This window comes from Ferrimonas balearica (assembly GCF_019802055.1).
Lineage (GTDB): Bacteria > Pseudomonadota > Gammaproteobacteria > Enterobacterales > Shewanellaceae > Ferrimonas > Ferrimonas balearica_A.
Genome location: NZ_JAHVHW010000003.1, coordinates 67,408 through 89,891 on the forward strand (window position 1 = coordinate 67,408; position 22,484 = coordinate 89,891).

The following is a 22,484-nucleotide window of genomic DNA, read 5'->3' on the forward strand; positions in this document are numbered from 1 at the left end:
CCATTGAACGCGGGGGAGCGTTGCTCCCCCAATTGCGACGGAGAGACCCGATGATGAATCCGGAACAACTGAGCCAATACCAGGCCCAGTGCAACGTGCTCTACCATGCCATCTACTTTGAACCGAGCGACGTGATGCCGGATCGGCTGCGCGCTGTAAATGTGGTGCAAAGCTGGCCGCAAACCGGCGAAGCCGTTGCGCGGGCCGAGGGCCTGGCTCTGCTGGCCGAGGCGCTGGCGGAAGAGAATGCGACATTGCTGCCGAAACTGAAGCGGGATTTCACCGAGCTGTTTATCGGCCCGGTGGAACTGAAAGCCATTCCCTGGGGCAGCCCCTACCTGCATGAGAAGCGGCTGCTGTGCGGCCCCTCCACCCAGGCGCTGGTGCAGTTTTATCAGCACTACGGGATCCTGGTGACCACCCAGCTCAATGAGCCGGTGGACCACATCGGCCTGATGCTCTCCGTAGTCTCCAGCTTGCTGGAGCGGGCGGCCAATGAGCCGGACGACACCGACCTTGAGGTACTGCGTGTGCTGCTTGCGGAACACCTGCTGCCCTGGTCAAACCGATTTTGTGAAAAGCTGCTGGCTGCGGCCCAAACCCCCTATTACCGGGGTATGGCGCTGCTGATCCGCAGTGTGCTGGAGGGGCTGCAGGCCGACCTTGGCGTTAAGCCACTAAGCCTGCAGCTGTTCCAATAACCGATTTCTTCATCCCACCCTGCAAAGGTACGAATCAGGCGTAAGCCGACGTTCGTTTAGGCTGACCGGACTACCCCTTCCCGGTCAGCCATTTTTTTATCTGCGTCAGGCCGGACTCAACGCTGCTAGCCAGGGCAGCCAACTCATCCTCACTCACCGAAGCCCCCTGCTCTATCCGCTGGCACTGCTTTGCCACCGCCAACAGCCCCAGCGCCCCGGCACTCCCTTTCAGTTTGTGCGCCAGCGCCGATACCGCGTCCTGCTCCGCCCCCTTCAGTGTGGCTATCGTGCTCTCGGCCTGCGCGTCAAACTGGCTCACCATGGTGGTCAACAGTTCGGCACCCAGCACCGACCGATCCTGCTCAAGTTGAGCCCAGTTGACCGCGTCGCCTTTGGCTTCTGCGGCCTCAGGCAAGGCGGTCGCAGCACTGTCGCCCAGTTGAGTCGCTAACGCTTCCGCCAGCACCGTCAGGCGTACCGGCTTGCCGACGAAACCATCGAATCCCGCCGCCAGGTAATCTTTCACCTGCTCCTCAAACACCTGAGCCGATACCGCAATGCAGGGCAACGAAACGCCAAATTGCGCCTGCTGCACCGCCTTGAGTGCTTTTTGCAGCTCGGTGCCATCACCGTCAGGCAGATGGATGTCCACCAGCGCCAGGTCAAACGCCTGCTGCTGTGCCGCGGCCAGGGCGGCTTTCGCATTGGGCGCCATCACCGCCTGCTGCCCCAACTTGTCGAGAAAACCGGACATCACCATGCGGTTGACCGAGTTGTCCTCCACCACCAGCAGGTTGGCGGCGGGCAGTTGCTGTGGTAACTGCTCCGGCGCCCTATCCGGTTCGGTTTCCGGCCAGGATAAACGCAGCGTAAAGGTGCTTCCCTCGCCCGGCAGGCTGCTCAGAGTGAGAGTGCCTCCCATCGCTTCCGCCAGACGCCGGCTGATGGGCAGCCCAAGGCCGGTGCCTCCCCATTGCTCGCCACTGCGACTCTGCTGAAACGCCTCGAATACCGTCTCCTGCCGCTCCGGTTCGATCCCCATGCCGGTGTCCTGCACCGTCACCACCAGTTGTCCCTGCTCGGCATTCAAACCAACCACAACCCCACCCTGTTCGGTGAACTTGATGGCGTTACCCACCAGGTTTAGCAGCACCTGTCTCAACTTGGCCCGGTCGCCCAGGTAGGCCAGCGCCACCCGCTCTGCGCCCACCACCTGCAAGGTCAGTGCCTTCTGGGAGGCTCTTGAAGCCAGGGTATCCAGCACCTCCTGCACGACCTCGGCGGGCTGGACCGGCTCTGTCACCGTACTGATGTGGCCCGCTTCAATCTTGGAGTAGTCCAGCACATCGTTAAGCACATCCAGCAGCGCCTCGCCGGAGCGGTGGATCACCCCCAGATACCGGCGCTGCTGGTCATTCAGTTCGCCATCGGACATCAGCTCTGCCGTGCCCAGGATGCCGTTCATCGGGGTTCGGATCTCGTGACTCATGGTGGCCAAAAAGGTGGTTTTTGCCCGGCTGGCGGCTTCCGCCTGCGCCTTGGCTTCGGCCGAGACCGACAGTTCCTGGGCCAATCGGGTGTTGGCCTGATTGAGTTCATCGGTGCGTTCTGTCACCGCCTGCTCAAGCTGCTGATGCTGGGCCCGAAGCGCCTGTTCCGCTTGTTCTCGGGCGATGGCGGTCGCCTTAAAGGTGTCGATGGCGTCAGCCAATCGGCTTAACTCGTCACTGCCCCCCTTTTTCACCCGAACTGAGTGGTCGCCCTCCGCCAATCTCAGCAGCGCCTGGGTGGTGCCATTCAGGCGCACCACCACTTCCCGGTAAACCACCCGCCACAACACAAACACCGCAACCAGTGCCGCCACGAGCCCAAGGGCCAGCAGACCCCACAGCGCCTGCTGGTAGCGATGATCAATGCGCACCTGCGCGCTGTTCAGCCCCTGATTGGCGCGCCGCACCAATACGGTCACCGCCGCGTTCATCGCTTTGAAACGGGCGTCCAGACTGGCCAGGGAGTCGTCAATCTCCTGGGTCAGGGCGAGTTGCCGGGTTTTCTGCTCATACAGCGCAGCGCCCTCCTCCAGCGTTTGCCACTGGGCCAGGATCGCCTGCCGGCGCTCTGGGTCCGGCACCAGCGCCATCTGCAACGGCAGGTAATCCGCCAGCACCCGGAACCGCTCCGCCCGCACCTGCATGGTGTCGGGATCATCCATATAGGGCAGCAACACCAGTTGGCGGCGGAGCCGGAGCAGGTTGTTTTTCAACTCGCTCATGCGGCGGATCTGCATCAGATCCTGTTCAATCAGGGCATCCGCCTGCGGTGCGACAGCAGTCTCGCCATAGAAGCCGACGCTGCGGGCCACCATTGCGGTTTCCGCATTGGCCAGTTGGTCTTCAACCAGGTCCGCCAGACGGTTGGCCGCTTCATTGACCTGGGTGAACTGTTCATTGAAGGCCTGCTTCAGCGCAATCTGGGATTGGGACAGCTCAAACACCGAAACCAGGTTGCGAACCACTTCGTTGTGCAGATGCTGCAGGGTGCTGCGCTGACCGGGTTCGATGGCCACCAGCTCTTCCAGGCGACGATCCAGCGCCCCATTGGTTCGCTCCAGCTCCCGCCAGGTGTGATCCAGGGTGTCGCGGTCATGGACTTCGGCCATCAGGCGGCCGTTACTGAGGATGCGTCCGGACAACTCCGCCACGGCCCGGGACTGATTCAGGGCGGGTACGGCGTCCTCCACCAACTGTTGGTGAGACGCCCGCAGTTGAGACAGGCTGACCAGGCCCAACGCCGCCGCCAGCACAGACAAACCCGCCAGGATCACAAAGGCGATCAGCAGTTTGCCTGCGACAGAACGCCGGAAAGAAAAGGTGAAGGAGTTCAAGGGGCGTCTCTAAAGCTCTGATACACTAGCCCAGTGTACCCAAATTTGAGTCGACTGCCGTGGCACGATTTGCCCTATGCGCCTGGATCTTTTGCCTAAGTTTGAGCTCGCTCCCGCTGAATGCCGCGCCCGCCAAGCTGTGCGCGCTTTACCCCCACCTGAAGGATTCCTACTGGCTGAGCGTGAACGCCGGGATGGTGGAGCAGGCTCAAGCCCTTGGGGTGGAGCTGAAAACCTTTGAGGCGGGCGGGTACGAACATCAGGCCACGCAGATTGAACAGTTTCAAAAGTGCCGCGACTGGGGCGCCGATGCGGTGCTGCTGGGCAGCGTCACCTACGAGCTTCCGACGTTGATCCGGGATGCCATGGTGGCCCTTCCCGTTCTGGCGCTGGTCAATCAGGTGGAGCCGGATACCGTGGTCAGCACCATCGGGGTTGAGTGGTACGCCATGGGGGAATCCGTCGCCCTGTACGTCAACGACCATTTCACCGCCCCCACCCGCACTCTGCTGATGTTTGGCCCCAAAGGTCAGGGAGGCAACCAGTTCCTCAGCCAGGGGCTGACCGACCATCTGAAACCGGGGCTGTTGGCGATCGAAGCCACGCTGCACGGCAGCAATAGTGTCGCCCGCCAGCGCCAGTTACTGGTGGAGTACCTGGCCAGTCACCCGGCACCGGACCTGATCATCGCGGGCGCGATTCCGGCAGAAGTGGCGGTAAACGAAATCCAGGCCCGTGGTCTCAAGACACGGGTGATCAGCACCTACCTCAGTCACGGCGTCTACCGGGCACTGCTGCGAAACAAAATTGAGATGGCCAACAGTGACCGGATGCGGCTGCAGGGGAGAATGGCAGTGGACGCGGCATTGGCCCACCTGAAGGGCGAGACGCTGCCAGCGCGCCTCGATCCCGGCATTGAGGTGTTGAAGCCGCCCAAAGCGCTGGGCCGGTTTGAGGACAGCTTGTCAGACCCGGACTTTCGCCCGGTTTACGATGTAACGGTGGTGCCGAACAGATAACCCTCGCCGTGGACGGTCACGAACAGTTTTGGCATGCCGTCCCCCTTCTCCATCTTGCTGCGTAAACGGCGCACCAGCACGTCGATGGTGCGATCGTCCGGCGCATCCACCCGGTGTGATACCAGATTCAGCAGACGCTCCCGGGCCAGAACCTGCTGGGGGTGGCGGGCAAAAGCCGTCAGCAACTCAAACTCCGCCGTCGTCAGGCGGACCTCCTGTTCACCCCGGCACAGGTGGCGATTGGCGAGGTTGAGGGTCCAGCCGGCAAACTGCAGTTCGGCGCCAGCGTTGGCGGACTGTGCCGGCTGCTGAGCCAGATGGATGCGCCAGAGCAGATTCTTCACCCGCACCAGCAATTCCCGCATCTCCACCGGTTTGGTGACGTAATCATCGGCGCCCATCTCGAGACCAACAATCTTATCCACCGCGTCACTGCGACCGGTGACCAGAATGATGCCAACGGTGGAATCGCCACGCAGTTCACGGGTCAGTTGCAGACCATCCTCATCCGGCAGATTCACATCCAACAGAACCAGATCGAACGCCTGCTCCGCCATCGCCGCCCGCATCTCTGCACCGCTGGACACGGCGGTGACGTCATAGCCCGCCTGCTGAAAGTAGCCCTGGTGGCGCAACTGAGTCACGCTGTCATCTTCCACCACCAGAATGCGACTGCCTGTCAGAGCCATTGATTCGCCCTATCTGCCTATATCGGAACCTGATCTTGAAAAGCTTTACCGCCAGTTGCAACCACAATATCGTGCCAGTGGTGATCACCTGCACAAAACTGCACCGCCCTGGCGCCTGACCCCGATGGATTCAGCGGCGTTGTAACGCTCGGGGATTGGGCCTGGCTCCCCCCCATGCTCACTATACTTATTGGAATTCGGGTCGCTGGGCACCGGCACTTCACGCCGGAACCAAACCGCCATCACAGGAGACAGGGATGTTACCCACCACCATCATTCTGCGCGCGTTGAAGGGCGAGCCGGCACTGATTCAAACCAAGTTGCGCGCTCTGCTGGGCGAGGCCGGTACTGCGTGCCGGGTGATCATCGACGCCGAATCGCCGCCCCTTCAACGCTTCTATCTGTTTGAAGACGAGACTCTCGCCGCAGCCGCCAAAACCTACCGGAGTGAGGTTGAGCGTTGGGCGGAAGCGATGTTTGCTCCGCTTAATACCAAGGGGGAGCGGTTCTCTCTGGAATACGTTTGGAGCAAAAGCGCACTGACCGATCTGATGGCACAAGCGCCCGCCTCCGAAAAGCTCATTCTCTTTTGTCTGGAGCCTTCGGTGCCCGCCCGTTACCGGCGAGTGGTTGAGCATAGCCAATGCCCGGTGCTGATCCTCGGTGAAACCCATTGGCACCATCCACCGAATGTGGTGGTCGGGATCGACCCCTTCCACAAAAGTGATCGGCCTGCCGACATCGATGGCAAAGTTGTCCAGAAAGCGCTGTCGATCAGCAAGCGTCTGAAGGGCCAACTCACCCTGGTGCACAGTTGCTATACCCCCTCCTTCATGGTCAAGTACCGCGCCATGATTCAGTCCACGCACCAGCAGGTGATACAGGCCTTTATTGCCAAGCACCATCTGCAGCGGCTGAATTGGCATCTGTTGGTGGGGGATCCGGCCGAAGCCCTGTCACATTACTGCCAGGCCCACCAGAGCGATCTTCTGGTGGTGGGGTTGGTGGCCCGCGGGCTGCTCAAAAGGCAGATCACCGGAAGTACCACGGAACAACTGATGTCCGAGCGCTTTTGCGACCTGTACCTGATCCCCTAATCCACCCTGTATCAGCAGGTTGCGCCACGCCCGGTGCCTTGTGGCCCCGGCGCCTGGGTGTCACAATGCCCCGGACACTTACTGACTGGAGCAAAAAGGATGATCCTGTACGGCATCAAAAGCTGTGATACCGTCCGCAAAGCCCGCAAGCATCTGGACGCCAAGGGCTGCCCCCACACTTTCCACGATTTCCGCGAGGCGGGTCTGGATGAAGCCACGCTCAATCGCTGGCTGGGTCAGGTGCCATACACCACGCTGCTGAACACCCGATCCACAAGCTGGCGCGCGCTGGATGACGCGGACAAGCAGGATCTGGACGCCGCGAAGGCCAAGCAGCTGATGCTCGCCAACCCCACTCTCATCAAGCGTCCGGTGCTCGAATCCGGCGACGCGCTGCTGGTTGGCTTTAAGGCTGCCGACTATGACCAGTGGGTGGCTCAGCATGGCTGAGTCTCAAGTACTGGCTCTGGCCAAGGATCTGATCGCCCGCCCTTCGGTGACGCCGGAAGATGCGGGTTGTCAGGCGATGATGGCCGCTTTTCTCGGCCGCCTTGGCTTCACCATAGAGTCGATGGTGTTCGAGGACACCACCAACCTGTGGGCCCGTCGTGGCACGGAAGGCCCAGTGTTCTGCTTCGCCGGTCATACCGACGTTGTCCCTCCCGGAGATCTCAGCCAATGGCACACGCCCCCGTTTGAGCCCACGGTGATCGACGGGATTCTTCATGGCCGCGGTGCCGCCGATATGAAAGGCTCTCTGGCCGCCATGCTGGTGGCGGTGGAGCGATTCGTCACCGAACACCCGGATCATCAGGGCTCCATCGCCTTTCTGATCACCTCCGACGAAGAGGGGCCCTTTATCAACGGCACCACCCGGGTGATCGATACCCTGGAAGCCCGTAACGAGAAGATCGCCTGGTGCATCGTGGGCGAACCCTCCAGCACCCACAAGCTGGGCGACATCATCAAGAACGGTCGCCGCGGCAGTCTGACCGCCGAGGTGGTCGTCAAAGGGATCCAGGGGCACGTCGCCTACCCTCATCTGGCGGACAACCCGGTGCACAAAGCGGCCCCCGCATTGGCCGAGCTGTCTGCGATGGAGTGGGATAAGGGCAATGAGTTCTTCCCGCCCACCAGTTTCCAGATCGCCAACATCCATGCCGGAACCGGCGCCCCCAATGTGGTACCGGGCAGTCTTCATGTGCAGTTCAACTTCCGCTACAGCACGGAGGTAACCTCCGATGAACTGGAGGCGCGGGTCCACAACATCTTTGACCGTTACGGTCTCGATTACGACATCAAGTGGACCTACAACGGCCAGCCCTTCCTGACCGGTGGCGGTGCTCTGCTGGACGCCACCTGCGAAGCGATTCGCGACGTGACCGGCTACGACACCGAACCCTCCACCAGTGGCGGCACTTCCGACGGCCGTTTTATCGCGCCGACCGGGGCTCAGGTGGTGGAGTTAGGCCCCTGCAACGCCACCATTCATAAGATCAACGAGTGCGTCAGCGTGCAGGATCTGGAGTTGCTGGCCGACTGCTACGAAAAGGTGCTGGAGAAGCTGTTGTGCTGACTCAGGCCCAGATGCTGGGATTGGACGACGGCCACCTGGTGGCCGTCGATGATCGCCAACTGGAAGCGCAGACCGCCGAGGCGTGGCAGGCTCTGGTGGCGGACGCCCGGTCTGCCGGTTTCACCCTGGGGCTCTGCTCCGGCTGGCGCAGCTTTGAACGCCAGCTGGCGATCTTCAATGGCAAAGCCCTGGGCACTCGCCCTCTGAACAACCGCATGGGTGATCCCTGTGATGTTCGGATCATGAGCGATGCGGACATTCTGGATGCGATTCTGACCTGGTCTGCCCTTCCCGGTACCTCCCGTCACCACTGGGGCACAGACCTGGACTGGTATGACGCAGGTGTCCTCTCCCCTGCGGACCTGAAACTGGAGCCCTGGGAGTACGAGGCCGGTGGTCCCTGCCATGAACTGGGTCGCTGGTTGCAACCTCGATTGGCCAGTTACGGCTTCTTTTTACCCTACCGACAGGCGCTGGGCGGGGTGTCGCCGGAGCCCTGGCACCTGAGCTTCGCTCCGGTATCGGTCCCCGCGCTGGGCCAGTTCGACGCCAACGCCCTGGCAGAGCAGCTGGATGGGGCGGATCTCGCACTGAAGGAAACGGTACTGGCCCAGTTACCCGGCTTGATTGAGCGCTACTGCCACCGCATCTCTCTGCCTTAGTCTTCGTCCCGTCCCAAAAACGGCGCGGAGACTATAATTATCGTAAATTCAATGCCAAGCCTGACCTGCATGAGTTCACGATGCCCTACTCCACCGGTGTTGCCTTACCCTCTGAGCATCTGACGATCCCGCTTATCGCAGGGCTCAGGCAACACCCGGCTTTCCAGCTCCACCTGATGCACCGCCCCCTGACCCTGCGCTCCAGCCCGGAGCACCAGTATCGCAAACTGGACCTGCTGATCCTGCATCAGAACATGGCTACGCCAGAGCAGTTGGAATCGCACTGCTGCCTGCTGCCGGACCACACCTGGCTGCTCCTGTTGGGGCCCCATCCCGATGTGTCCCTGATCCATCGTCTGCTGGCCCACAACCTGCGCGGGTGGTTGCACGGACAGGAGAAGATCGCCGAACTGACCCGCCTGGCCCGAAGCCTGAGCAGCAAAGAGTTCTGGCTGCCCCGGGGTGCCTCTTCCGAGCTATTGAAACTGGCCCTGCAATTGCCGCCCGAACCGCTCCACCCGGAGGAGGACGGCGTCTGGCAATGCCTGACCGAGCGAGAGCGGGAAGTTGCCCATCTGGTTCGGCATGGTCTCAGCAATAAAGAGGTGGCCCATCGCTTCAGAATCAGCGAACGCACGGTACAAACCCACCTGGCCGCCGTTTTCCATAAGTTGGGGATCCATCGCAGAACCCAGCTGAACCGCGTACTGAACGCCACCTCCCTACCACCTCAACGCCCCTTATGACAGAGGGTTAAGCCAAACGGCGTAAGGGGTTTTATCCATAGTCCCGCCATGCCCGCCTCTCTAGGTTTAAAGAAGCCACTCGGCTGATTGTTCTTTCGAGAGGTGCAGTATGGAAACCCGCAAAGCTTGGCGGTTGCGTCCAGCAACCCTGACGATTCTGCTCGCCCTGTTCGGTGCCAGTGTCACGCCCCTTGTGAGCGCCGATGAGCACTGTCCAGACACCTCCATCTTTGGCGCCATTTTCACCACCACGCCGGATGGCACCGTGGTTAATGAAAACGTGCGCTACGCCGCCAAATGGGACGTTTTCCTGGATGGCGGTCCAAGAGCCAATGCCCCCCTTTCCGCCGCCGCTCTGCCGGACGGTCACTATTACTTCCAGGTCACTGACCCCAGCGGCAAACGCCTGCTGTCGGAAGACCGCATCGCCTGCCGTGAGGTGAAAGTGGAAAACGGCGTAATCACCGAGTATCTCGGCCCTGAAGAGTGCCGGGAGCCCATCAAGTATCGAGGCAAGGTGTTGGTACCCCACTTATTGAATGACGACTTCGGTGAAGGGGAACCGCCCCGGGAAGGGGCTAAAGTGGTGCGACTCTGGCCCTTTGAGGACACCCCCAATCCCGGTGGCGTCTACAAAACCTGGATGACCCCGACCTGTCAGTTCACCGGGGATAAAGAAGCCGAAGGCCCTGAAGAGTTTGCCGCTCAGGGGCAGTTCCATGGGTTTGTGCCCCGCTACTCCAAAACCGACAACTTCAAAGTCAAGGAGGGGCGGCCGCAATATGGCATCATCGCCCTGCGTAACTACCACGATGCCAATCTGAACTGCCGTCTGGATCTGGGCGAATACCACATCTGGGACTGGCAGTACGAGCTGACCGTTGGCGGTGTGGTCACAGGGAAGACCACCTCTGACGAAACCCCGGGGGATCCCACCACCGTGACCCTGGAGGAGCTGCTGGGCAATCTGCAGAACCCGCTGATGCTTGACCAGTACCGCTGGACTCCGGGCGAAACCGCAAAAAACACCGACAGCCTCTACGTCACCACATCCGCCTATGTCCACAAATACCTGGACTTCGACATCCTTGAAGCCCAGCCGGGACGGTGGATGCTTGAGGATGAAGTGGATGGCTACCTGCGGCGCTTTGTGATGGAGATGGTCTGTAAGGACGGCATCGATGATGATGGCCTGGGCCCGCAAACCGCGAACGAGTTTACGGTTCCCACCCCGCCTGAAGCGCTGGGCGTTCTCGCCATCAACGATCCTGACCCGCAGATTGTGATCACCATGGGGGAAACCGGGTTTGCCCAGGTTCCGGTGATGAAGGTCTATGACCGGGGACAACCGGGACAATATGAGCCGGGCACGGACCAGTTGCTGCAGGGCTGGCCAGTGACCTTAACCTACGCCCCCAACCTGCTGGAGAGCGTCGGGCCGGTTCCGCCCACCATTAAGTCCGATGCCGCCCAGCAGCGCATCCGGGACCTGTACCAGGAGATCGCGGATCGCTTCTTTGCCGGCTCCGCCCCCGACCCTCTGCTGGTCAACGGCATGGCAGAGCGGAAAACCGGCAGCAATGGGCTCTATCGCTTCAACCTGTTGCTGCCCAATGAGTATGGTGGCCTGTACGACGCCTATGAAGTCACCGAGTCGCTGAACGGCTTTATCGGTAAAGCGCTGGTGATCTTCGAGGATGACTCCTCCACACTGATGGACGCCGCCGCAGTGAAGTTTGATGTCTGCTCCGAAGCGGTCGGCACCGGTGGCGATGCCGGGCGTACTCCGCCCATCATGGGCCGGGCCTATCTGGACCAGGATGGCAAACTTTGCAGCGGTGAAGCTAGCGACATCATCAAGGCGATCGTCTACCTCAACCGTTGCACCGGCAAAGCCGCGTTCAGCACCAAGGGCTATTGGCACAACAAGAATGGTCTGGCCGAGCTGAAACTGGGGACCGGCAGCACCATCGCCGGCTTCAACAGCTACCTGAACGGCAATGTCCACCCGCTGGCTCCCTATGGCAGCCCCAGCAGTTACTTTGGCGCCGGGGATGAGCCCTTTGACGGCGAGTTCAGCGATGGCAGCCCGGTCGCGCAGGCGTTCAACAATGAGAAGCTGTCCCCCTTCCCCAACGACATCAGCGCCTTTGATGAGGTTTCGCACTTCCTGATAGACGCCAACGCCAATGGGGATCCGAGGGAGCAGCTGGCGCAGCAGTTGCTGGCCTTTATCTTCAATGTCGATTTCCGCATCGGCAGCCACGTCACCCTAATCCTGCCGGACAGCGTGCCTCAGTGTGGCTTCGGCAGTGAAATGGGCAGCGATGGTCTGATCCAGGCCGCAGTCAACGCGTGGAGCAGTGGTTCAGACAGCCAACGCAACTGCATTAAGACCCTGCTGGACACCTTTAACAACACCGGTGGTGACGGCCAGTATGTGCACTATGTAGTGGATCGTTTCGAGCAGTGTCCCAACAAACCGGCTGGCGTCACAGTGGTCGCCAACTGATCACCCACCCCACCACCGCCCACGCTCTGTGGGCGGTGCCCTTCAGGCAAAGGGCCAACCCTTGCGACCGCAGGTTCCGCCTGTTAGCTTGCAACCTCCCGATAACACAACAATAAGAGGCCACGGATGCGCTTCACTCACACTCTTCCCCTGATCTCCCTACTGATGGCTGGCACGGCCTGGGCTCAGGATTATCAGCTCCACCTACTCACACTGGAGCAGGACAAACCGACCTCTCACACGGCGGTCAGCGACAAGCGTGGCTATAACAATCAACCCGCCTTCACCGCAGACAGCAAGGCGCTGTTGTTCAGCTCCGATCGGGCAGGCGGACAGATGGACATCTTCCGCTTTGACCTCGCCAGTGGCGCCACCACCAACCTCACCAATACACCCTCGGAAAGCGAGTTTTCCCCGCAACCGGGACAGATTACGGATGAGATCACCTACGTGGTGGAACAGGGCGTGCCCCACCAGAGCGTATGGCGACAGCAGGATGGTCAGGCGCGACAGCGGGCCGTCAACAGCTACATCCCTGCCGGCTACTATGCCCAGCGCCACGGCCAGGGGACCCTGCTTTGGGCCCGTTACGGTTACCACCTCTACTTTGAACCCTGGGGTGAACAGGCGGATGAGCGCCACTTTGTCAGCGCCAGCGTCGGCCGCAGCCTGCACGCCATTCCCGGCAGTGAGGAGTTCAGCTTCCTGCACAAGCAGGTGGATGGAGATTGGGTGATCAAAGGCTATCACCCGGCGACCGGCGCCATTCGCCCCATTACCCGCATCGACAAAGCGAGCGAGGATTACACCTGGGACCAGCAGGGCCGGATCTGGATGGGGATTGGCAGCGAGTTGTGGCGCTGGGACAGCGAGAATCAGTGGCAACCGATAGCGGACCTCGCCTCATTTGGCGTGGGCACCATCGGTCGCCTGGCCATCAGCCCGGACGGGCGCTATCTGGCCGTAGTCGGACTGTAACGTCTTCAGAAGCGCTGGACGTCGAAGATCTCCTCGGAAGCAACCAGCGCTTCGATCTCCTCAAAGGCGAAGTGGAAACTCGCCTCTTCATTAAAGCGCCCCTCCTCCTTGTTTTCGTTCAGCGCCTCACGGATGCCAGCGCGCAACTCAAACATGTACTCAGACAGCACTACTTTGACTCCTGTGCTGTTGACCGCCACCACCTTCATCGCGCCATAGGGGTAGTCCGGGTCCACATCTTCAAAGGCGTTGCGGAAGTCCATCAGGTAACGATCCCCCACCTGGGGCTCAGTAACATAGAGGGCATTTTCCTCTTGGTTGCGGGCATCCATATATTGGAAGCCGCCAAACAGCAGAGGGAGCAGCACGGCCCAGTACTGAACCGGCACAAAGAACAGGGCGTGCTGGGGAGGACGGGGCCCCTCTCCCTGATGGCGGTTGACCATCCATCCAAAGACCCCAATGCAAATCGAGGCGATGGCAATGGTCAGCCAAACCGGCCAGCCGTCACCGCGGTAAGTTCCCTCGCCAAACAGGCTGTCCAGCACCAGTTGTGACCCGATAAACACCGCCGCCACCAGGATGGGCACCAGCCAGCCCAGACCTCGCCAAATGATCAGCATTCCCTGCTCCTATGTCGTTTACTTTTAAGCCAAAACGACACGTTAACAGGTTGTTAATTTCGGTTCTATGACTTACTTAACCAACTTGAGCAGGGTTTTGAACTGGGGGTGATCGCAGCGGCCCATCAACTCAAACAGAACCATCTCAACGGAAGTGATATGGGCACCCAAACTGGCCATTCGGTTCAGACCCAGTTGATGGTTGTGGGTGGTGCGGGCACTGACCGCATCCGCCACCACCTGCACTTCATACTCTCGGTTCAGGAACTGGGCGGCGGACTGGTAGACACAGACATGGCTCTCGATGCCACAAAGAAGCAGTTGGCGTCTGCCGAGGCGTTCAATTTCGGCCATCACTTCGCGGCTCTCGCCACAACCGAAACTGAGCTTGGAGATGGGGCTCTGGCCCGTCAGCAGGTCCGCCACTTCCGGGATGGTGGGGCCCAGGCCTTCAGGATATTGCTCAACCCAGACGACCGGAACCTCCAGGGCCTGCAAGCCCTGAATAAGACAGCGGATACGGGAGATAAGCGGTTCGCTGTCGTGCATGGCGCGAGCAAGTCGGCCCTGCACATCAATCAGCACCAGCGCGGTATGGTCAACATTCAGCATGGGGAGCCCCTCCGGATTGGCATGGGCTCCCACTTTGCCATGAACGGATCCACGACAGGATGAGACTTTGGTCCAGCGACTCAGGAGGGGGTATTGGCCACCGGCATCACGAACAGTTTGCTTAACGCAATACGGCGGGCGGCCAAACGCTGACGCTCGGCCCAGAAAACGCCCACAACCAAACCAAGGCACATGATTGCCAATAGGCTCGGCGCACTGAGGACGCCAAAGGAGATACGCAGAACGAAGCAGAGTCCTGCGGTGGCCAGCAGAAGCAGCAGTACACGGCTCAGCCAGAGCAAAATGGGTTTCATCGGTTTCATCACGATCGGTTTTGTGTCAATCACAAATGGGACTGATAGGCCATTCGACTTTGATCTAAATCAAAACACAGGCGTAACTGACCATCAAGCGGACCGGCCGATTGATTATCAATTCAGTGAGATCGCTCAGATTTTGACGATAAAATTTGTTCAAACTGCTGGTGATACTGGCTGAGCCTTTCTTTATCCGCTTGCAGTTGTTCCCGCCGAACCTCCTCCTCCTGACCCGGTAGCCCCTCAATGGTGACCAACGCGTCCTCCAGGGCCTGAGGCAATGTCTTAAAATCCTCATCCACCTCTTCAAAGGAGACCACCACCAACAACAAGTCCTTCAATCGCTGCTCCACGGCGTAGACCGCCGCATCGGTTGGCATCCCTATCGCTTCATCGTATGCCGACAGCAGCCGATTCAGCGCGGAGTCCACTGCGGCATCGGAGCGCAGTTGCTCCTCCTTCTCATGGGAGCGGTCCCGTTTCAGGATGATCAGAACCCAGGTAAGCAACAACAGAGCCAGAGTGCCAGCGATGATCAAGCCCAGCGTGGTCCAGGAAGAGTCGTTCATGGCGGATCTCCGTTACAGGTCGGATACTTTCGCAGTATAGATGCCAAATTGAGTCAAGGCCTTAGCCCCGGTTTCATCGAACCGACATCCCACTGTCACCGCTCTGCCACAGCAACACGTGACCATTCACTCACCGATTGGATCCCGCTTCCCCCTGGTCGCCAGTATCCATCGAATGCTTTGACAACCCCTTTGGCCCCAATCTGCTGGGGCCTTTTTTTTCTCTGTCTACCGCTTCAGATTTGGCGCCACTGTCACCCGTTGGCCATTTGTTAACCCGACCAACAGCTTTCTTACTTAAGTTGCGAGTTGGCTGCTTTTTTTTACTCACCGTTCACTCCATAATGCCCGCGTAGTCCCATCGGAAGGAACCGAGTTACCGATGAAAGAAATCGCGTTTCGCTGGATCGACCGTCTGCTGATCCATCTCACCCTCAGGGAGAAGTTTCTCCTGGTCTTCTTTATTCCTCTGCTGACACTGTTTCTGAGCATTGCCGTCATGGCGTACCAGGCTCAGCAGCACATGCTGTCGGAGCTGAAAACTCAGCAGAGCTGGATCGCCGCTCAGCTAAATCTTCAGCCTGAGGCAGACGCAGAGCAATGGCTCTCGGGCAGTCCGTTTCAGCTGGGTGAAGGGACCCATGGAATCACGCTTGCCTCCGGACAACGCCTCTCCATGGTGACCGAGCCCGGTCTGTTTGATCTGTTCACCCCCGGTGTACTGGTGATGATTGGCCTGGCGGTGCTGCTGTGCGCCATGGTGACCTACTACATCATGACCTTTATCGGAGGGGCGATGTTCACCATGAACTCGGCCCTGAACCGGTTGGCCGAAGGAGACCTCACCGCCCGTCTCAACTTCTTCCCGGTGCGGGATGAGTTCAGCCAGATCGCCGTCACCATCGATAAAGTGGCGGAGCGGGAGCAGAGTCTGGTCAAGGAGATGAAACTGGCGGGCGGCTTGATGCAGAGTCTGAGCGCAGAGCTGACAGAGATGAGCCACAGTTCCCGGTCTCTCTCTCAGGAGCAGGGTGTGCAGCTGGACAGTCTGGTCAGCGCCTCCGAGGAGATGGAGTACTCCATCCGCGAAGTGGCCAGCCACGCCGTCACCTCCTCGCAGAGCACTCAGGCTGCCGCCACCGCCGCACAGGCAGGTCAGGACCAGCTGTCCCAGACCCAGCACAGCCTCAACACGCTTCAGGGTGAAGTGGGAGAAGCAGCTCTGGCGGTCACGCAGCTGGAACAGAACATCAACCAGATCAATCAGGTGCTCACCAGCATCAACGCCATCTCGGAACAGACCAACCTGCTGGCGCTCAATGCCGCTATTGAAGCGGCCCGGGCCGGTGAACAGGGTCGCGGTTTTGCCGTGGTGGCGGATGAGGTTCGCACTCTGGCTGGCCGCACCCAGGAGGCCACCGTCGCGATTCAGGGGATGATGGAGACCCTGCAGAATGGTCGTGCCCAACTGGTGGATGTGATGGAGCGTACCGTCGATAACGCTACGCAAAGCGGTGAACTGATGGGTAAGGTGGCAGAGCAGATCCTGCAGATCAGCGAACGCAACCAGGATCTTGCGCTGCGCAGCACGGAGATCGCCACCGCCGCTGAGCAGCAAAGCGGCGTTGCCAGCACTCTGGTGGCCAACATTGACCAGATCCGCCAGCACGGCAGTGCCATTGGTGAGCAGATCCAACAGGCGGTCAGTCAGATTGTTCAGTTGAACGGTCAGGCCGAAAAGCTGGATGCGCTGATTAAGGGTCTGAAAAGCTGACCGTCCAAACGGGCAAAAAGAAAGGGCGCCAGAGGGCGCCCTTTCTGTCTCAGGGGAAAATCACTCCCCAACCAGCCACTCCAGGGTGTAACCGGCCTGCGGAGACTGAGCCAGTTTATCTTTCAGATAGGGCAGCAACTCTGCCATCTGGCTTTCCAGCTTCCAGGGCGGATTGATAACGATCATACCGGAGCCGGTCATGCCTCGCTCGGCGTTGTCGCCCTTCACCCGAAGTTCAATCTTCAGGATTTTGCGGATGCCAGATGCCTTGAGGCGACGCTCAACAAACTCAATGTCCTTACGGAACACAACCGGATACCACAGAGCATAAGTGCCGGTGGCCCAGCGTTTCGCCGCTTCCTGCACCCCTTTGACCAGATCCCGGTATTCATCCTTCAGTTCGTAAGGCGGGTCGATCAATACCACCCCACGACGCTCTTTCGGCGGCAGGTTGGCCTTCAGGCACTGGTAGCCATCTTCGCGGGCGATACGAACCCGTCGGTCACCGGCAAACTCCTGCACCAGACGGGGGTGATCCGAGGGATGCAGTTCCGTCAGCATCATGCGGTCCTGGGGACGGATCAGCGCGCCGGCCAATAATGGGCTACCCGGGTAGTAGCGCAGGTTGCCATTGGGGTTCAGCGCTTTCACCGCCTTCAGGTAGGGGTGCAGCACTTGCGGGCAATCCTCGCCCCACAAACGGCCAATGCCATCCACATACTCGCCGGTTTTCTCAGCGTGCTCGTCGTTCAGGTCATAGCGACCTGCTCCGGAGTGGGTGTCGTGGTACACAAAGGCCTTATCCTTGCCTTTAAGGGCTTCCAGGATCAGAGACTGAACGCAGTGTTTCAGAACGTCGGCGTGGTTTCCGGCGTGGTAACTGTGGCGATAGGAAAGCATGGGGGATCACTTCAACTCGTTGCTAGGCGCCTATTATCACCGAAGCGGGCGCAACGCGCCGAACTTTTTGCCTCTTCCGCCCGGCCTCAGCGGAAAACCGGGCGCCCTCCTGCCGCGTATCCAGTACGAGGCCGGGATGATGCGCACAATCCTCTCCGGTGTGCGCTACCGCATGGAGGTGGCCATCCCGGTCTCCCATCAATCCGGTGAAAGCGCCTCGCGATCACCTCTGAGGCGCCCCAGCATCGCCTCAACACGACGCATCAGGCGCTGCTCCCGTTCCACTCCACGAAAGTGAAGCTCTCCGCGCAGATCCTCCAGTAACTGAATCAATGCTTCGCGGCTCACTGGCCCGCCGGTGTCATCCGGTTGCCCCTCAGTCACGGAACGCCCCTTCAGGCATCCGGTTGCGGACCTGGCGCAGCAGGGTTTGCTCCTCTTTCAACTCCGCCTCAAAATCATTGATGATGTCGTAGTAGGGTCGCGCTTCGGCGTGCCCCAGGGCAAACCCCTCCCCCTCGAACCGGTCAGCCAGGTCAATGATGTCAGCGGACGCGCCAGCCTGCTGGCACGACTCAGATAACAGGGCACCAAGCTTCTTCAGATTGCCCCCCATCTCTGTGGCACTGTCCACCAGAGTCTCAACCTCTTCCAGATCATTCAGAAGTTCATCCACCAGCCCCCGCTGATGGGAAAACTCATCGCGCTTATCCGCCTGAAGAAAGTACCGGGCCATCACATCCAGAGTGAAGTCACCTTCAATCTGTGAGTACAGCGCCGGGAAGCGCTCCTCAATCTCCATCAGGCGCTCTCCGGCCCGCTCGTACTTTTTCAGGATGCGAAAACGGTAGTCATCGAGTTTTTCGAAGCTGGAACGCTGGCAGGCGCCCGCTTCGGCGCTGAAAGGCGTCGCCCCAAACATCAGGGCCAGACTGAGCAGCAAAAGATTGGCGAGTCGGTATGGTTGGCGTGGCATGATTCCCTCCTTTGCCCAAAGCACTTTCCCCCGAAAAGGGGGACCACGGCTTAAAAAAACACCGGGGTTGCCTCCCACTTCCTGCTCTTCCCCCCTGCTTCTCAACATAACGCGCTGCGCCCCGGAATCTTTGTCTGTGATCAACCTTCACGGTATGCAGTTGGCAAATAGCAAAAACGGCCAGAGAGGATATCCCGGCCGTTCAAGGCTGTTTGTGAGTGGCGAATCAATTCAATTTATTGCGGCGGGCAGAATGCCGTAGGATCCACTGCACAGCGGTAATAATCCCGGAACGCCGCAGTGGGCTCCGCCAGTCCGGGGATCTGCAACATGATGTCTCCCTCACTGTAGTAATCCCGCTGGTAGTAGACCTGAGTCCCCCTATCCCGGAATTTAATGATGGACATCCCTTTGGCCCGGTATGGCACACCGGCGAAGCTTCCCTCCATAAGCCAACTGGCGCTGTAGATCCCATTGATGCAGGTTTCCTCTTCGATCAGCGTCACCAGATCCGGGCTCTGAGCAAACAGGCGGGCCAGAAAGCCGCCCATCGCCTCAATGCCCTGCACAGTCACCACGGGGTCGTGATACTCCACATCCTCACTGTAATAGGGCAGTAAGGCTTGCCAATTGGCGGCCTGCATCTCAAGCAGGGATCTACCTATTACTTTGCGCTCCTGATTAAGGCGACTGGAATCGCTCTCAGCCAGTGCGTTCGAGGGCACGCAGAACAGCAGAGTCAAAAGAACAGCAACAGCGGCGCGGATGGTCATGGTCGGCTCCAATTCAAAAAACGGAGTTGAGAATCAAAAGTGTAGCCACGGCGGAGTTGTTCAGATGCCCTTTTCAGGCATCTGAACAACATTGATGAAATTGGCCCTGCTTCGGAGATCTCCCTGCGAGGCAATGGCGAACAAAAAAGCCCGACACACTGTGTCGGGCTTTTGAGGTTCAGGCGGTGACCATCACTTGTCGTCAGCGCGGCTCATAAAGCGGGATTCGGCGCAGTTCACCTTGATGCGCTCACCGGTGCTGATGTACTCGGGCACCTGCACCACCAGACCGGTGCTCAGGGTGGCCGGCTTGGTGCGGGCGGTGGCCGAAGCGCCTTTGATGGAGGGATCGGTTTCGGTGATCACCAGGTCAACGGTGGTCGGCAGTTCAATGGCGACCGGGCTGTCCGCCACCACCAGCACCTGCAGACCTTTGGTCTCTTCGGTGATGAACATCAGCTCTTCCGCGATGGTCTCTTTGTTGAAGCTGAACGGGGTGTAGTCTTCATTGTCCATAAAGACGTACTCATCACCGTCCACGTAGGAGAAGCTCACCTGACGACGGCTGAAGTCCGCCAGGTTGATCATCTCTTCCGCTTTGAAGCTCTCGTCGGCCTTAATGCCGGTAGCCACATCGTACAGGCGCATGCGGTACAGGCTGTTACCGCCACGACCGCTGGGAGTCAGCTTGGTGATGTCTTTAACGAAATAGACTTTGCCGTCATGTTCGATAACGGCATTTTTCTTAATTTCACTGGCCTTCGGCATGGTCATTCAATCTCAGTTAACGCACTGTCAGGCAAACTACCACTAACTGGATTTTAGACAAGCTTTTGTGCGTCGAAACCGGTCTGAATGCGCGCTTGTGCGCCCATTGAGAAGGGGGCGATGGGCCAGGGGGGATGAGTGGCCGAAGGGGTTAGAGCGAGAAAGAGGGTAAAACAGACGCCTCCGCTCCGTGGAGGCAGACGGCCGAATCAGTCGTCGCGGGAGCGCTGATTCTCCGCCATCCGTTCAGCCAGTTTATCGATGGTGCGATCCACAACGGGCCGAACCACGGGAACCATCAGAGCGGATACTACCAGGCACACTGTCACCATATCGCCTCCCACTGCCGTACGAGCCATCTACGACTTTAGTCTAAAAGCGTAGCCTCGCTTCGAAGACGCCGCTTACCTTTACTCTCATTCGCATTCGCGAGTGGACACCGGGTCCACCGTTAATCATCGATTTTCTGACTAAACTTCCGTTCCAGATAGTCGATAAAGAACGCCCAGATCAGACTGAGCACAGGCCGAAAGAGCACCACCAGCCCGGCCGACAGGGCCAGGATAAGGCCGGTTTCTAACATGAAGACTCCTTCGGAAAGCCAGGCGCGAACCCGGTTCAGAGATGAATGTGCCGGGCATCATAACAGTGGTCAGAGTGGTTAAAAAGGCCTCAAAACGGCGCTGGTAGACCAATCCCTGCGGAATTTCCAATGGAAGGGAATCAGAACAGTTACTTGCTTAAGACAATTTTTTCATAAAAAAATATCGGGGCAATTTGACAGCGGTGTCAGATCCGACCAGACTGGGTTCAACATTGCTCGAAACGGTAACTGCACCTTACCGATTTGGATTGGCAATGCTCCCAATAAGGCCGGACCCCCACAATCCGGCCTTGTCTCGTTTTAGGGCTTCGGCGTCAGGTGCAGCGCCAACCAGAGCGTTGGACGCTCCGGGTCGGTCCAGGTCACCCGATGGCGGCAGTGAGCCGGCAGCATCAGCCAATCCCCCGACTGCAAAGCCCGCTCCTCAGATTCGCCCTCTATCTGCAACCGGGCCGCCCCCTCAAGCAGCACCACAAACTCATCGTCCGTTTGATCGTACCACTGCCCTTGCGGGGTCGTCTGACCCAGGCTCAGTATCCGCTCCACCCGGGCATTTGGGGTGCGAACAAGGGTATCAAACCACTCAGGATCCGCACTGGTCAGTGTCGGAAGTCCCGACTTCAGATTGCCTGATTGCATCAACACTGCTCCTCCCGGGCGGCTTGCCGGTAGGCTCCCGGCCCCTGCCCGGTCCACTGCTTAAACCGGCGCTGGAATGAACGCACATCACTGAACCCCAGCCGCAGCGCCAGATCAGCCACCGATTGCTCCCCCTCTCTCAGCGTCCGCTTGGCAATGCTCAGTCGCACCGTATCCAACTCGGTCTGATACTGGGTCTGGCACTGGGCCAGCCGTCGCTGCAGGGTTTTCTCGCTGAGCCCCAGGGCCTCCGCGATGTGGTCCCGGCGGACCGGGCCGGTTTCCAACGCGGCGTGGATCAACGCCCGAACCCGCATCGGCAGGTCATCCTGCTGCTCCAGGGCCTGCAGCCGTCGTCGGGCATGCTGCTCCAGTACTGGCAACAATTGAGGATCAGGACGAACCACGGGACGTTTCAACAGCACGGGTGGGATGCCGATGGCATCCTCTTTGGCATCAAACTGAACCGGCGCACCAAACCAGGCCCGATGGGCTGCACCACCGTCGCGGGGCGCGGACCGTCTGAGCCGCACCCAACTGGGTGAGGCATCCTCCTGGCCCAACAGCGCCCGGGCAAAGCCGGTCCAACTGGCCAGCACATTGTCCACCATCTGGGGCACCACGTTGGGATGGTCATACTGGCAGTGCCAGCGCAGGGTGGCGCCATCCTGATCAAAACGCCAGTCGGAGCGCCCCATGTCCCCCACCAGCTTCTCGAACGGCATGGCCCGCTCCAGCGCTTCCTCCAGGGTATCGCTGTTCATGGCGATGTAGCCCAGCACCGAGTAAGAGCCGGGCTGAACAAACTGTGCCGATTGCAGACCAAAGGTGTCCTCGCCGCTCATCTGAGCCAATGCCAGCAGCAGCGTCTGAAACTGCTCCCCGCTCAGGCGCGCTTCCGGCTGAGACAACAGGGCGTCATCGATCCCCGCCCGCGCCAGCAAACTCACACGGGCTATGCCATGGGCCTCTGCCCAGTCCAGGTACTGAAGTACCGCCGGGATGGCGCAACTTCCAAGCGTCATGACCTCGCGTTCCCTCGTCATATTCTCTGGCCACTCATCC

The 22,484-nt window shown here is 59.6% G+C and carries 25 protein-coding genes; 10 read left to right on the forward strand and 15 right to left on the reverse strand.

Annotated features, from left to right (window positions below; genetic code table 11):
* Positions 1-50 precede the first annotated feature (50 nt).
* Positions 51-701 (forward strand): molecular chaperone, encoded by a 651-nt coding sequence (locus tag KUV52_RS00295; protein WP_222523941.1) that lies wholly within the window; start codon positions 51-53, stop codon positions 699-701.
* 70 nt (positions 702-771) lie between these two features.
* On the opposite strand, the gene torS is transcribed toward KUV52_RS00295, so the two are convergent.
* Positions 772-3,585, reverse strand: coding sequence for a TMAO reductase system sensor histidine kinase/response regulator TorS (torS, locus tag KUV52_RS00300; RefSeq protein WP_222523942.1), 2,814 nt, complete (start codon positions 3,583-3,585; stop codon positions 772-774).
* A 101-nt stretch (positions 3,586-3,686) separates the two neighbouring features.
* Between torS and torT the strand changes: the two genes are divergently transcribed.
* Positions 3,687-4,604, forward strand: coding sequence for a TMAO reductase system periplasmic protein TorT (gene torT, locus KUV52_RS00305; protein WP_222523943.1), 918 nt, complete (start codon positions 3,687-3,689; stop codon positions 4,602-4,604).
* On the opposite strand, the gene torR is transcribed toward torT, so the two are convergent.
* The gene (torR, locus tag KUV52_RS00310; protein ID WP_222523944.1) at positions 4,574-5,293 is read right to left on the reverse strand and encodes a two-component system response regulator TorR; all 720 of its coding nucleotides are present in this window, start codon (positions 5,291-5,293) and stop codon (positions 4,574-4,576) included. The two genes, torT and torR, sit on opposite strands and share 31 nt — an antisense overlap.
* Before the next feature lie 257 nt (positions 5,294-5,550).
* On the opposite strand from torR, the gene KUV52_RS00315 reads away from it, so the two are divergent.
* From KUV52_RS00315 to KUV52_RS00345, 7 genes are all read left to right on the forward strand, one after another.
* A complete protein-coding gene (locus KUV52_RS00315; protein WP_222523945.1) occupies positions 5,551-6,390 on the forward strand; it encodes a universal stress protein in 840 nt (279 codons plus the stop codon).
* A 99-nt stretch (positions 6,391-6,489) separates the two neighbouring features.
* A complete protein-coding gene (locus KUV52_RS00320; RefSeq protein ID WP_222523946.1) occupies positions 6,490-6,840 on the forward strand; it encodes an ArsC family reductase in 351 nt (116 codons plus the stop codon).
* Entirely contained in the window at positions 6,833-7,966 is a 1,134-nt protein-coding gene (dapE, locus tag KUV52_RS00325; RefSeq protein WP_222523947.1) for a succinyl-diaminopimelate desuccinylase, read from the forward strand. Before KUV52_RS00320 ends, dapE begins: the two co-directional genes overlap by 8 nt.
* Positions 7,960-8,628, forward strand: a complete 669-nt coding sequence (locus KUV52_RS00330; protein WP_222523948.1) for a M15 family metallopeptidase — start codon at positions 7,960-7,962, stop codon at positions 8,626-8,628. The genes dapE and KUV52_RS00330 overlap by 7 nt, the downstream gene beginning before the upstream one ends.
* 80 nt (positions 8,629-8,708) lie before the next feature.
* Positions 8,709-9,374, forward strand: coding sequence for a helix-turn-helix transcriptional regulator (locus tag KUV52_RS00335; protein WP_222523949.1), 666 nt, complete (start codon positions 8,709-8,711; stop codon positions 9,372-9,374).
* A 109-nt stretch (positions 9,375-9,483) separates the two neighbouring features.
* Positions 9,484-11,886 carry a hypothetical protein gene (locus KUV52_RS00340; protein ID WP_222523950.1) on the forward strand — a complete coding sequence of 801 codons (2,403 nt, stop codon included), beginning with the start codon at positions 9,484-9,486 and terminating at the stop codon, positions 11,884-11,886.
* Positions 11,887-12,012: 126 nt separating this feature from the next.
* A complete protein-coding gene (locus tag KUV52_RS00345; protein WP_222523951.1) occupies positions 12,013-12,864 on the forward strand; it encodes a TolB family protein in 852 nt (283 codons plus the stop codon).
* Between the two features lie 5 nt (positions 12,865-12,869).
* On the opposite strand, the gene KUV52_RS00350 is transcribed toward KUV52_RS00345, so the two are convergent.
* The 4 genes from KUV52_RS00350 to KUV52_RS00365 form a co-directional block, all read right to left on the reverse strand.
* Positions 12,870-13,487, reverse strand: coding sequence for a hypothetical protein (locus KUV52_RS00350; protein WP_222523952.1), 618 nt, complete (start codon positions 13,485-13,487; stop codon positions 12,870-12,872).
* Between the two features lie 72 nt (positions 13,488-13,559).
* A complete protein-coding gene (locus KUV52_RS00355; RefSeq protein ID WP_222523953.1) occupies positions 13,560-14,099 on the reverse strand; it encodes a hydrolase in 540 nt (179 codons plus the stop codon).
* An 80-nt stretch (positions 14,100-14,179) separates the two neighbouring features.
* Positions 14,180-14,413, reverse strand: coding sequence for a hypothetical protein (locus KUV52_RS00360; RefSeq protein WP_222523954.1), 234 nt, complete (start codon positions 14,411-14,413; stop codon positions 14,180-14,182).
* Between the two features lie 122 nt (positions 14,414-14,535).
* Positions 14,536-14,985, reverse strand: coding sequence for a hypothetical protein (locus KUV52_RS00365; RefSeq protein ID WP_222523955.1), 450 nt, complete (start codon positions 14,983-14,985; stop codon positions 14,536-14,538).
* A 382-nt stretch (positions 14,986-15,367) separates the two neighbouring features.
* Here KUV52_RS00365 and KUV52_RS00370 point away from each other — a divergent pair, with 382 nt between their 5' ends.
* Entirely contained in the window at positions 15,368-16,759 is a 1,392-nt protein-coding gene (locus KUV52_RS00370; protein WP_222523956.1) for a methyl-accepting chemotaxis protein, read from the forward strand.
* Positions 16,760-16,819: 60 nt separating this feature from the next.
* Here KUV52_RS00370 and KUV52_RS00375 read toward each other — a convergent pair whose 3' ends face one another.
* From KUV52_RS00375 to KUV52_RS00405, 9 genes are all read right to left on the reverse strand, one after another.
* Complete coding sequence (locus KUV52_RS00375) at positions 16,820-17,659, reverse strand: 23S rRNA (adenine(2030)-N(6))-methyltransferase RlmJ (RefSeq protein ID WP_222523957.1); 840 nt, start codon at positions 17,657-17,659, stop codon at positions 16,820-16,822.
* 198 nt (positions 17,660-17,857) lie between these two features.
* Entirely contained in the window at positions 17,858-18,043 is a 186-nt protein-coding gene (locus KUV52_RS00380; RefSeq protein WP_222523958.1) for a hypothetical protein, read from the reverse strand.
* On the reverse strand, positions 18,036-18,635 hold the full coding sequence (locus KUV52_RS00385) for a hypothetical protein (protein ID WP_222523959.1): 600 nt from the start codon (positions 18,633-18,635) through the stop codon (positions 18,036-18,038). The genes KUV52_RS00380 and KUV52_RS00385 overlap by 8 nt, the downstream gene beginning before the upstream one ends.
* Positions 18,636-18,871: 236 nt before the next feature.
* Positions 18,872-19,408: a nuclear transport factor 2 family protein gene (locus KUV52_RS00390; protein WP_222523960.1), complete on the reverse strand. Its 537-nt coding sequence runs from the start codon at positions 19,406-19,408 to the stop codon at positions 18,872-18,874.
* A gap of 192 nt (positions 19,409-19,600) precedes the next feature.
* Entirely contained in the window at positions 19,601-20,176 is a 576-nt protein-coding gene (gene yeiP, locus KUV52_RS00395; RefSeq protein ID WP_222524070.1) for an elongation factor P-like protein YeiP, read from the reverse strand.
* Between the two features lie 209 nt (positions 20,177-20,385).
* On the reverse strand, positions 20,386-20,508 hold the full coding sequence (locus KUV52_RS18765) for a hypothetical protein (protein WP_261389807.1): 123 nt from the start codon (positions 20,506-20,508) through the stop codon (positions 20,386-20,388).
* 119 nt (positions 20,509-20,627) lie between these two features.
* Positions 20,628-20,759: a hypothetical protein gene (locus KUV52_RS18770; RefSeq protein WP_261389808.1), complete on the reverse strand. Its 132-nt coding sequence runs from the start codon at positions 20,757-20,759 to the stop codon at positions 20,628-20,630.
* Between the two features lie 321 nt (positions 20,760-21,080).
* Positions 21,081-21,419, reverse strand: coding sequence for a cupin domain-containing protein (locus tag KUV52_RS00400; RefSeq protein WP_261389809.1), 339 nt, complete (start codon positions 21,417-21,419; stop codon positions 21,081-21,083).
* Entirely contained in the window at positions 21,419-22,444 is a 1,026-nt protein-coding gene (locus tag KUV52_RS00405) for an AraC family transcriptional regulator (protein ID WP_222523962.1), read from the reverse strand. Before KUV52_RS00405 ends, KUV52_RS00400 begins: the two co-directional genes overlap by 1 nt.
* Positions 22,445-22,484: the final 40 nt, after the last annotated feature.